The organism is Methanohalophilus mahii DSM 5219 (genome assembly GCF_000025865.1).
Classification (GTDB): domain Archaea; phylum Halobacteriota; class Methanosarcinia; order Methanosarcinales; family Methanosarcinaceae; genus Methanohalophilus; species Methanohalophilus mahii.
The window spans coordinates 888,867-900,357 of record NC_014002.1 but is presented as its reverse complement, the minus strand read 5'-3'; the positions used below and the strand labels follow the sequence as shown (position 1 = coordinate 900,357).

Annotated in this window: 12 protein-coding genes; 11 read left to right on the top strand and 1 reads right to left on the bottom strand. The window is 41.7% G+C overall.

The window, feature by feature from the left end:
- The first annotated feature begins 31 nt into the window (after positions 1-31).
- The 9 genes from MMAH_RS04445 to MMAH_RS04405 all read left to right on the top strand — a co-directional run bounded on the left by MMAH_RS04445 (position 32) and on the right by MMAH_RS04405 (position 7,389).
- Positions 32-925, top strand: a complete 894-nt coding sequence (locus tag MMAH_RS04445) for a PstS family phosphate ABC transporter substrate-binding protein (RefSeq protein WP_013037345.1) — start codon at positions 32-34, stop codon at positions 923-925.
- Between the two features lie 33 nt (positions 926-958).
- Positions 959-1,852 carry a phosphate ABC transporter permease subunit PstC gene (gene pstC, locus MMAH_RS04440; protein ID WP_013037344.1) on the top strand — a complete coding sequence of 298 codons (894 nt, stop codon included), beginning with the start codon at positions 959-961 and terminating at the stop codon, positions 1,850-1,852.
- The gene (pstA, locus tag MMAH_RS04435; protein WP_013037343.1) at positions 1,853-2,704 is read left to right on the top strand and encodes a phosphate ABC transporter permease PstA; all 852 of its coding nucleotides are present in this window, start codon (positions 1,853-1,855) and stop codon (positions 2,702-2,704) included.
- A 17-nt stretch (positions 2,705-2,721) separates the two neighbouring features.
- A complete protein-coding gene (gene pstB, locus MMAH_RS04430; protein ID WP_013037342.1) occupies positions 2,722-3,489 on the top strand; it encodes a phosphate ABC transporter ATP-binding protein PstB in 768 nt (255 codons plus the stop codon).
- Between the two features lie 4 nt (positions 3,490-3,493).
- Entirely contained in the window at positions 3,494-4,144 is a 651-nt protein-coding gene (phoU, locus tag MMAH_RS04425) for a phosphate signaling complex protein PhoU (RefSeq protein WP_013037341.1), read from the top strand.
- Between the two features lie 106 nt (positions 4,145-4,250).
- Positions 4,251-5,378, top strand: coding sequence for a methanogenesis marker 9 domain-containing protein (locus MMAH_RS04420; RefSeq protein ID WP_013037340.1), 1,128 nt, complete (start codon positions 4,251-4,253; stop codon positions 5,376-5,378).
- 10 nt (positions 5,379-5,388) lie between these two features.
- Positions 5,389-6,309 carry a triphosphoribosyl-dephospho-CoA synthase gene (locus MMAH_RS04415; RefSeq protein ID WP_013037339.1) on the top strand — a complete coding sequence of 307 codons (921 nt, stop codon included), beginning with the start codon at positions 5,389-5,391 and terminating at the stop codon, positions 6,307-6,309.
- The gene (locus tag MMAH_RS04410; protein ID WP_013037338.1) at positions 6,309-6,932 is read left to right on the top strand and encodes a DUF447 domain-containing protein; all 624 of its coding nucleotides are present in this window, start codon (positions 6,309-6,311) and stop codon (positions 6,930-6,932) included. The genes MMAH_RS04415 and MMAH_RS04410 overlap by 1 nt, the downstream gene beginning before the upstream one ends.
- A complete protein-coding gene (locus MMAH_RS04405; protein ID WP_245526251.1) occupies positions 6,904-7,389 on the top strand; it encodes a nucleoside deaminase in 486 nt (161 codons plus the stop codon). The genes MMAH_RS04410 and MMAH_RS04405 overlap by 29 nt, the downstream gene beginning before the upstream one ends.
- A gap of 6 nt (positions 7,390-7,395) precedes the next feature.
- Here the strand turns inward: MMAH_RS04405 and MMAH_RS04400 are convergent, their stop codons facing one another.
- Positions 7,396-8,262, bottom strand: a complete 867-nt coding sequence (locus MMAH_RS04400) for a tetratricopeptide repeat protein (protein WP_013037336.1) — start codon at positions 8,260-8,262, stop codon at positions 7,396-7,398.
- A gap of 63 nt (positions 8,263-8,325) precedes the next feature.
- Between MMAH_RS04400 and MMAH_RS04395 the strand changes: the two genes are divergently transcribed.
- Together MMAH_RS04395 and MMAH_RS04390 are read left to right on the top strand one after the other, a co-directional pair.
- Positions 8,326-8,805 carry a DNA-deoxyinosine glycosylase gene (locus MMAH_RS04395; protein ID WP_013037335.1) on the top strand — a complete coding sequence of 160 codons (480 nt, stop codon included), beginning with the start codon at positions 8,326-8,328 and terminating at the stop codon, positions 8,803-8,805.
- A gap of 143 nt (positions 8,806-8,948) precedes the next feature.
- On the top strand, positions 8,949-11,471 hold the full coding sequence (locus tag MMAH_RS04390; RefSeq protein ID WP_013037334.1) for a PAS domain-containing protein: 2,523 nt from the start codon (positions 8,949-8,951) through the stop codon (positions 11,469-11,471).
- Positions 11,472-11,491 lie beyond the last annotated feature (20 nt).

Sequence of the window (11,491 nt, the reverse complement as noted above, 5' to 3'; positions counted from 1 at the left end):
AAGCCTTCAAAAGGAAAAGGATAATGTAACTATGGTAGAAAGGTCAAAAATACTTTCAATAACACTTACTTTAATAATGGTACTGGCGTTATTCACCGCCGGATGTGCCAGCAACGACGAGGAAACAGATGAAAGTCCAAACGGTGCTGAAGAAACTGCACAAGCAGAACAAATCAATGTAAAAGGTTCAACAACTGTACTCCCCCTCGCACAGGCAGCAGCTGAAACCTATATGGCAAACCATCCTGAGGCTTCAATCAGTATCAGTGGTGGCGGCTCCGGTACAGGCATCGCAGCCCTGATAGATGGTGACGTACACATTGGAATGGCTTCCAGACAGATCAAAGATGCCGAGATAAAGAATGCTGAAGCAAACGGAATTGACACTGTTGAACACGTAATCGCATGGGACGGACTCACAGTAGTAGTAAACCCGGAAAACCCCGTGGACCAGCTGACCTACGACCAGATAAAGGGAATCTATGACGGTTCCATCAGCAACTGGGCAGATGTAGGTGGCGAAGATAAAGAAATAGTAGTTATTAACCGTGACAGCAGCTCCGGTACATACGGCTATTTCCAGGGAGAAGTTCTTGGAGATGATAATGAATTCCGTGAGGATGCAGTTTCCACAAGTTCAAACGGTGCAGTGTTACAGTCCGTTTCACAGAACGAAGAGGCAATCGGATACATCGGTTTTGCTTACCTCACTGACAATGTGAAAGGCCTTGATGTCGACAAGGGAGATGGAATGGTTGCACCAACATCCGAAAACATCCTTGCAGGCGACTATCCACTTGCCAGACCTCTTCACTTCTACACAGACGGACAGCCCACAGGTCTTGCAGCGGACTTTATAGAATTTATACTGAGTGAGGAAGGCACAGAGATCGTCTACGATGTAGGATACTTCCCTGTTGAGTAAATGATTTGAAGCATGAACCCTTAGAGGTGAGCGATGTTTCACAGAAGACTTAAAGAGAAGGGCATTGAAATCGGCCTGTTCCTAGCAGCGGCAACGACTGTCGTTGTCCTTCTCTTCATTTGTATTTTTCTTTTTAGAGATGGATACCTGTTATTTGAAACAAGTTCTTTTACTGGTTTCATAACCGGTAGTTCATGGTACACCGCTTCAACACCACCACGTTTTGGAATATTGCCCCTTTTATCCGGCTCATTGCTGGTCACAGCAGGCGCAATAGCCATAGCCGTACCCATGGGCGTTGCTGCAGCAATATATATTTCAGAGTTGGCAAGCCCAAAAATGGCTGACTTACTTAAGCCATTCATTGAAATCCTTGCAGGCATACCTTCCGTTGTATACGGTTTCTTTGGTCTGGTAGTTCTGGTCCCCATTATAAAAGATATTTTTGATTTACCCACAGGCCAAACAGCCCTTACAGGTTCTATAATGCTTGCAATGATGGCACTACCCACAATAATTTCAATTTCCGAAGATGCCATTAATGCGGTACCACAGGCACTTAAAGAAGGTTCATTAGCCCTGGGGAGCACACAATGGCAGACAATTTATAAAGTTACATTACCGGCTGCCCTTTCCGGAATATCCGCCGCAGTGATACTGGGAGTAGGCAGAGCAATCGGTGAAACAATGACAGTATTGATGGTAACAGGTAATATGGCCATAATACCTGGATTCCCTGAAGGATTTATTGATCCTGTCAGGACAATGACAGCAACTATTGCACTTGAAATGGGAGAAGTGCCCAAAGGCAGCCCACATTTCCATGCATTGTTTGCAGTTGGTTCGGTATTGTTTGTTACGACTTTCATAATAAATATGCTTGCAGATAGGATTAAGAGAAAATATAAACTCAGGGAGGGGCTCTGATTGGATTCAAGAACTACTGAAAAAATAGCATTTGGTTTCCTCAGAGCATGTATGTGGGTTGTTGTAGCATTTGTAGCAGTCCTTATACTTTACATTGTATTTCAGGGATACAACATAATGAGCTGGGATTTCCTGACAGAGATGCCAAAAAACAGGATGACTGAAGGTGGTATTTATCCTGCTCTGGTGGGGACAGCATACCTTGTTGGCATATCAATGGCTGTAGCAATCCCCCTTGGCGTTCTTTCCGCTATCTACCTGAATGAATATGCAAAGGAAAGCCGTTCAAAATGGATCATTGAAATGGCAATCAACAATCTTGCCGGAACCCCTTCCGTAGTGTTCGGATTGTTCGGATTGGCATTGTTTGTCAAATTTTTAGCATTCAAGCCGTCAATTATCTCGGCATCCCTTACTCTTTCCCTCTTGATATTGCCAGTTGTAATCAGAGCAAGCAAAGAAGCCCTGATAACCGTCCCCCTAGCACACAGGGAAGCTTCTCTTGCACTTGGTGTGACAAAATGGAAGACCATAAGGAGCATAGTATTACCAGAAGCATTACCCGGAATAGTAACAGGAATTATCCTGAGTATCGGCAGGGTTGCAGGTGAAACCGCCCCTATAATGTTCACAGGTGCAGCTTACTTTTTGCCACGTCTGCCGGAGTCTGTATTTTCACAATTCATGGCTTTACCATATCATTTGTACATACTGGCTACCTCCGGTCTCAACCCTATGGAAACCAGACCCATACAGTACGGAACTGGTCTTGTGTTACTGATATTGGTACTGCTCATAAACAGTATTGCAATTATTATCAGAAAACATTACAGGAAGAAGCTTAACAGATAATTTTTCGAGGATAAGATATGAGTGGAATTAATGATTTCGCAGACATAGAGGTCGAGGATCTCAACCTATGGTATGGCTCCAATCAAGCCCTCCAGGACATAAATATTAAAATCCCCAGCAAAAGTGTAACCGCTCTTATAGGTCCTTCTGGATGTGGAAAATCCACTTTTTTACGCTGTATAAACAGGATGAATGATCTTATTAAAGTATGTCATATCGAAGGCAGGGTCAAAATCGACAATAAAAACATCTACGATGAAGATGTGGATGTAGTTGAACTCAGAAAGAAGGTGGGCATGGTTTTCCAGAAACCAAACCCATTTCCAATGTCAGTTTTTGATAATATTGCCTATGGTCCAAAAATCCACAATGTTCCCAAAAAGGACATAAAAGGGATTGTTGATAAAACCCTGCAGGATTCAGCTCTTTACGGAGAGGTATCTGACAGGCTGGATTCATCTGCCCTGGACCTCAGTGGAGGACAGCAGCAAAGACTCTGCATTGCAAGGACAATGGCCGTAGAACCGGAGATCATTCTTTTTGATGAACCATGCAGCGCCCTTGATCCCATATCTACAAATAAGATAGAAGACCTGATCCTTGAGTTAAAAAAGGATTACACAATTGTAATTGTTACTCACAATATGCAGCAAGCGGCAAGAATTTCTGACTACACCGCATTTTTCCTCATGGGAAAAATAATCGAGTTTGGAGAAACAAACCAGATATTCGAAAACCCCAGGGAAAAACGTACTGAAGACTACATCACAGGAAGATTCGGGTGATTACATGGTTCGTGAGAAATACCATGCTGAACTTAATGAATTAAAAGAAAATATCTCTGATATGAGTGCCGTATCCCAGGAAATGTTCCGCAAATCTATAAAGGCGCTTGCAGATATCGATAAAGAACTTGCCCAGGAAATCATTGAAATGGACCAGACAGTAAATGATTTTGAGGAGAAAGTTGAAAATCGAATCACAAGATTGCTGGCATTACAGCAACCAATTGCCAGTGACCTTCGCCTGATAACGGCTTCTTATAGGATATCAATTGATCTTGAACGAATGGGCGATCTGGCAGTAGATGTGGCCAAAAGAATAAAAAAGATGGATGCGGAGAAGACTCTTTCGATTTCTGAATGTAAACCTATTGTATCCACATGTGAGGAAATGATAGAACAGTCCATTGCAGCTTATGCAGAATTGGATAGTGAACTGGCAAAAGATATCACTGCAAAAGATGACATCGTCGACAGGAATGTTTACGCAGGCTGGCAGGATCTGGTCCATATGATGATCGACAACTCAACCATTATTGAAAATGCAGTGGAAATGATGTTCGTTCTCAGGTATCTGGAACGTATTGCAGATCATACATGCAATATATGTGAAAGTATCGTATACATTGCAACTGCTGAAAGGATCGATCTGAACTGATTAATCCTTTATTTTTCATTATTCATCCTATTTTTCAATTCGTAAAATTAATATGTTGAAGGTCTCTTCTATGACCCCTGAATAACGAGAAATAGAGGCTTTCAAAGTGACCCAAGAACTTTTTGACCTGAATATAGGATATGTCCATTTCAAAAATCCAGTCGCCATCGCTCCAATGGCAGGTATTACAGACAGCTCATTCGTAAACAGTTATGGCAAAAGTGCCGCACTTGTGATAATAGGCGGATACAACCTTGATGAGAGAACCAATGCTGCAGCATGTGAACTCATAGAAAGAGGAAGAAAAGAATTCGTATCACAGGAGCCAATCGAATATATCACAAAAGAGATAAATGCCGTTGATTTCGATGGGGTAGTGGGAATAAATCTGCGCAGCAGTGAAATTAAACCCTTAATTGAAATGGCAGGAATCGTCAGGGATGCAGGTGCAGTAATGGAACTAGATGCACACTGTCGCCAACCTGAGATGAAGGAAGCAGGAGTTGGAGAGGCCCTGATGGAGGACCTCCCACGTCTTACAGAATGGATAAGGCAGATAAAAGAAACTGGTGTCGTACTTTCAGTCAAGATCAGGGCAAATGTTGTTGATGATATAAAACTTGCAAAAGCAATTGAAAATGCAGGTGCCGATATCATCCATGTCGATGCCATGAAAGAAGGTGCAGGTGCTGACCTTGACGCTATCCGCCGCATCCGGGATGCAACACGTATTTTCCTGATAGGCAATAATTCGGTACAGAGCTTTGATGATGCAAAAGAGATGTTTTCCAGAGGTGGCGATATGGTATCTGTGGGAAGACAGGCAATGGATTCCCCACAACTTGTAGACTCCCTTGTAGAAGCTGTTTCTGAATTTCAGGAAACCACCGGCTGGTATAATGCACCAAAACATATTTGCAGGGGGCAGGGGGACCTGCGAGGACTGACTTTCTGTTGTCTGCCGGTAAAACCCTGTGCTGTACATAACAAAGCCAAACAACTGGGCTTCAGTCCTCGGGAATTTGCAAACCTGAAAATGGAATTTGTAAAAGGTACTCCTCTTGAATTCGGTGACAGTACCTGCTTTGGCAGCCTTGCATGGTGTTGTAAGATCACAAAACCCTGTTTCATGAGAGACGGCGTGCTGGATCTTATAGACCTCCCCCCACAAGAGTACATGGAACTCAAAAAACAAATGGCTGACTACATCCTCGACCAAGCCAGAGAAAAATAAATGGTGGGATATGGACTCCTGTTACAAGATGCAACCTTCCGAAGTTGCCCGCAGTGCCCAGCTTGCAATGATACTGGAGGTATCGGCATCACCCAAACCCGGAAATATCGACAGGATACATGATTTTGCCGATACACGTTATGAACATTTCCTGGCATCTGCAACAGGTGTTTATCCAGTATTTGAAAGGGCTGCTTCTGGAAAAGAAAAGATAGGGGAATTGCTCAAGGAAGCTGTGCTTGAAAGCAATAAATGGCAAAAAGGGGGAAACACGCATTTTGGTGCATTTTTACTCCTCCTGCCTCTTGCAAAAGCTGCAGGTCAGCTGAGTCAGGAAAACGAAACGTTTGATATGAAAAAAACCGTTGAGAGAGCCCGCTGGATAGTTAAACACACAGATGTTGAGGACTCTATCAACTTTTATCTGGCGTTTGAAAAAGCAAATGTCTGCGTACAGGATGTAAAAGACCTTGATCTCAATGATTCGGATTCTATCACAAACTTAAGGAAAAATCAAACCAGCCTTTTCGAATTGATGGAAATATCCGAAAACTACGACATGATAGCTAAAGAGTGGACCCATGGTTTTAAACTGTGCAGCCGGTGCAGCGAACAAATCACTGATCTTATGGAAGGAAATGATTTTTGTACAGACATAAATTGCTCCATTGTTTACACTTTCCTGAAGTTATTGTCGAACAATCCCGATACATTCATACAGACTAAATTCAATAGGGAAACTGCAGCCGAGGTTTCAGAAAAGGCAACCGCTATTGTCACACATATAGAAACATACGGCTATGAAGCATCAATTCCTTCAATAATCGAACTTGATGAAGAGTTACTCAAAAAGAAAATAAACCCCGGTTCAACTGCAGATATAATTATAGGCGGGCTTTTCCTTTCAATCATGGGAGGCATGCGGTTTTGATGGAAGTTTCAGAACTTGACAAATACGGTATATGCGATGGTATATCCGAGATCATAGTGACATGCGGCATAGAAAATCCCAACGCTGCTCCAATTGGCCTGATTCGCAAAGATAACAGGATCTTCATAAGACTTTATAAAGGCTCTACCACCTATGAAAATGTGAAACTGGAGAAAATCTTTGCTGCCAATGTGACCTGTGACCCTTTACTTTTTGTAAAATCGACTTTTTCCAATCTAGAAGATGAGAATTTCAAATACCATCCACTGAATTCACAAAATATACCATTGCTAAAAAATTCAGTCAGCAGTGTTATTTTCAGATGCGAGGAAATAAAACATACAGAACAGGCCATGACAGCAGAAATCATCCCAATATATGCAGTGGCTAACTATCATAGACCCAAAGCCATTAATCGGGGTCTTACAGCAGTTATTGAGGCAGCCATCCATGCTACTCGTTATGAATTAACAGGAATTGATAAATTTCTCGACTTGATTGACCAGTGCCTGGAAACTACCTACAAATGCGGAGGTCAAAGGGAAAAAGATGCCGCTGAAATTCTCTTAAATGAAATTGGTGAAATTAAGAAACTTGTATCCGGGGGCAAAGACACTGAATAATTTCATGGAAATTGCCATTGAGCAAGCCCGACTGGGCATGAGAAATAACCTGGGAGGGCCCTTTGGAGCTGTAATTGTAAAAGATGAAACTGTAATCTCCAGAGCGCATAACAGGGTACTTGATTCTAATGACCCCACCGCCCATGCTGAAATAATGGCAATCAGGATAGCCTCATCAAAGCTGGGAACATTTGACCTGTCTGAATGCGAAATATATACTACCTCTTATCCATGCCCCATGTGTATGTCCGCTCTGTACTGGGCACGCATCAAAACGCTTTATTATGGGACAACAACGACCGAGGTAGAAAAGATCGGATTTGATGACGGACAGATATACAGGGCCCTGTGTAAAGGTCATAATGGCAAAGGAATGAATATGGAAAAGCTGGACAGCAAAATATGCCAGCAATTACTGTCCGAATGGGAAGAAAAAGAAGACAAGTATATGTACTGAAGATCCTTACTCACCCTCTTCAGCAGGATTTTCAGGATTTATATATTCTTTTGCCTGAGAATTTTCAGGATCAAGTTCCAATAACTTTGCAAAAGCTTTGTTGGCTCTATCATCGTTTCCGATTTTCAGGTAAGTATTTGCAAGGCCTTGCCATATCTTGGGAGATTCTGGCTCTATATCAAGGGCGCCTTTAAAGGCCTCTATAGCTTCTTCAAATCGCTCCAGTTTGAACAAAGTATTACCTTTCCCATATAAAATGCCCGCAGCATCTTTTTTAAGTTTGGGTTTTGGATCTATGTTCAAAAATGAATATCTTGGAAATGCAAAATCCTTGACATCTGAATGTTGTGCCGCCATCTCATAACATTCAAGGGCTTGCGTAAATTCATCATTGTGATAAAGAAGAGTGGCTTTACAGTACCAGGCATCTGAGAAAGCAGGATTCAGATCCAGGCATTTGGAAAAGGATTCAACCGCTTTTTGATGCTGTCCTATCGATTGCATTACAAATCCATGTCCAAACCATTTGTCAGCATCTTGCGGGTCATCCTCAAGGAAACTATCAATCACTTCAAGAGCCTCTTCATGCTTTCCCATCTTGTAAAGGACAAAACAACGGCTATAAAGAACATTCTGACATTTTTTTCTTAAATTTGCCAGATCATCTGCCATTTCATCTTCAAATTCGCTTAATTTATCTTCCAGTTCACCCCATATAGCGGCCGCCTCATTGTATTTGTCCAGCGCCTCTTCATACTTGCCCATTTCAAAAAGTACATATCCACTCCCATATACCTCTTCACCGCGTCTATAAAGAGTTGTGAATTGTTTTTTGCGGGAAACTTTATCATACCATTTTTTCAGGAAACTCATGGCAGTAAATAAGCATTCTCTGTATCATATATCTTTTGTAATATAGGCACATCAAATTTGAGGATGGTAAAAAAAGGACTTGAACCGATAATCCACCACGATACAGAAATATTAATTCTGGGTTCCCTGCCAGGAGAAGAATCCCTCAGACAACAAAGATATTATGCCAATAAAGGAAATGATTTCTGGAAACTCACAGGTGATTCTATCGGAGAGGAACTTGACAAAAAGGAATATCCAGAAAAATTGAGAATTCTGAAAGAACATAAAATAGGCCTATGGGATATTTTCAGGGAAGCAGAAAGAAAGGGAAGTGGTGATTCTGAAATCAGGTATGAGGTTATTAATGACTTTTCCATGCTTAAAGTGATAGCACCCAACATACGTAAAATCCTTTTCAATGGAAAAACAAGAGCCGGAAAATACGAGTATTTGTTACAGGAAAAAGGATACGATACGGCAGTACTGCCCTCTTCCAGTGGGGCCAACAGACAAAACAGAATTGAAAGAGGAAAAATATGGAAACAGCAATTGCAATGCTGATTCGTTTACAGTATATTATATAAGTGGTCAGACACCAATTTTAATGAATAAGATCAATCAGTAGAAGTGGTAACATCACAACACCCAACCATTCATCCCCGAAAAATGAAAGTTCTTTTTCTGCAGGTATTGACACACCAACAATGAAAAGTGTACTTGAAGATATCGTCAATGCAAGCCCTGCAATTGTTTTCGTATGGAAGGAGGAGGAAAGGTGGCCTGTGGAGTTCGTCTCAAAAAATATCTCTCTTTTTGACTATACTCCCGATGATTTTATTTCGGGCGCCTTAAGGTACAGTGACATAATCCATCCGGATGACCTTGAAATGGTAACTGAGGAGGTGGAAAAACATCTGGAAAGTGGAGATGAACAGTTTAACCTAACCTATCGTGTCCTCACCGGGAAAAAAGATGTACGCTGGGTCGAAGAACGTACCATAATCCACCATGATCCGGATAACACCTACTATGAAGGAATTATCATGGATATTACTTCCAGGAAGATGGAAGAAAAAAAGATCATTGATGGTGCCATGGGAATGAAAAAAGCCCTCGAGACAGTAATCAATTCAAGCCCTGTAATTGTTTTCCTGTGGAGAGCAGAAGATGACTGGCCCGTGGAATTTGTCTCGGAAAACATTACACAATTCGGATATGAAGTTGAAGAATTCACATCGGATAACCTGGTTTACGGTGATATCGTTCACCCTGATGATATAGAGAAAGTGCGCCAGGGGATGGCCCGGTGTGTTGCAGAGGGTAACAGGCAGTTCAACAAAGAATATCGTATCCTGACAAAAGATGGAGATGTACGCTGGGTGGACGAACGCACAAAAATCCAGCACAGTGATACAGGTGATGTGACATACCTGCAGGGTATAATTGTTGATATAACAGAAAGAAAGAATGTTGAAAACGCCCTGTTCCTTGAAGAAAAACGCCATGAAGCACTCTTAAAACTCTATGCCATGTCTGATTCCTCAATTCAGGAAATTATGGATTATGCGCGTGAACAGGCAGTTTTACTAACTGAGAGCAAAATTGGTTTTCTGGCATTCCTGGATGAAACTGAAACAAACTATGCGGTTATTTCCTGGTCAAACGGTAAACAGAGTTCAGACAAGGCTCCGGCAGAGAGTTACAGTATATGGGATGAAGCACTTTACCATCGCACCCCCATAATGAACAATGAATATTTAGCTGATAAAGATACAGACCAAAAGTTAATCCAGAGAAATCTGAGCGTTCCCATCTTTGAAGGCGGTAGAATTGCGGGGATTGTGGGTGTTGCCAATAAGGGAGAAGATTATACACCTACAGATGTCAGACAATTGAAGTTACTCATGCAGGGAATGTGGAATATAATCCAGCAAAAACTGGCTGATGAGGAACTGTACCAGTATATGGAAGAATTGAAAAGATCAAGTGAAATAAAATCAGTCCTTTCTGACGTCATCAAGAACAGTCCTGCAGTCGTATTCATATGGTGGGCTGAAGAGGATTGGCCTGTTGAATTCGTCTCCGAGAATATAACACAGTTTGGTTACACTGTCCATGATTTCCTTTCGGGCAAACTGGTCTATGCTGACATAGTACATCCATATGACCTGGAAAGGGTCCAGAAAGAACTCGCAAAAAGAATTGATGCGGGACATACGGATTTCAATCAGGAATACAGAATAATGACAAAATTTGGAGATGTCCGGTGGATAGATGAAAGAACTTTCATAAAATATGATGAGGATGGGAAAGTAACGTATTTGCAGGGTATCATTGTAGACATCACAGAAAGAAAACATGCCAATGATTTCATGCACCTGCAGTATGATCTTGACAGTGTTCTCAGCTCTGCCACATCAAATCGTGAGACATTCAACCGGCTACTGGACCTTGCACTGAGAATCACACCTATTGATTCAGGGGCCCTGTATCTTGTTGACGATAAAACCGGAGACCTGGACCTGGTAGCTCATCACGGGCTGTCTGAACAGTTTGTGAATAGCACCTCTCATTATGAAAGGAATTCAGTACAGACAAGGCTGGTGATGAGCGGACAGGCAGTGTATAAACATCATTCCGAACTCAGCGCAATTACAAGTGGCAAGAACCTACGGTATGAAGGCTTGCATGGAACTGCAATAATTCCGATTCGATACCACAACGAGATAATAGCTGCTCTCTATCTATCCTCACATTCTGAATATGAGATCCCCGATAAATCCAGACATGATCTCGAAACTATAGCAAAACAAATCGGGGAAGTCCTATCAAATATGCATAAAGAGGCATCTGTCCAAAAAGAGATCAATGATTTACAGATATTGATTGACAATGTAAAGGAAGGTATTATAGTTACCGATAAAAAGGGAGCGTTGCTTTATACAAATAAAATACTTGAGAAGTGGATACGATACTCTGCAGATGAACTTAAAAAGATGGACATTACAGACCTATATCCGCTGAGATACAGGCATGTCCTGGATTCTGTAGAGGAGACATTAAACCAAAACCGGACTTATAGCGAAGACATCAGGCTACATTCCAGCACCGGGAGGGAAATTCCCTGCAGAGTAACTTTTAAAAATATAAAATGGAACGAAAAAGATTGCATACTTGGAATCTACGAACATATCAATACATCAGCAACCTCAAGTCATAATACATAAAGTCCGAAGATATTTATATA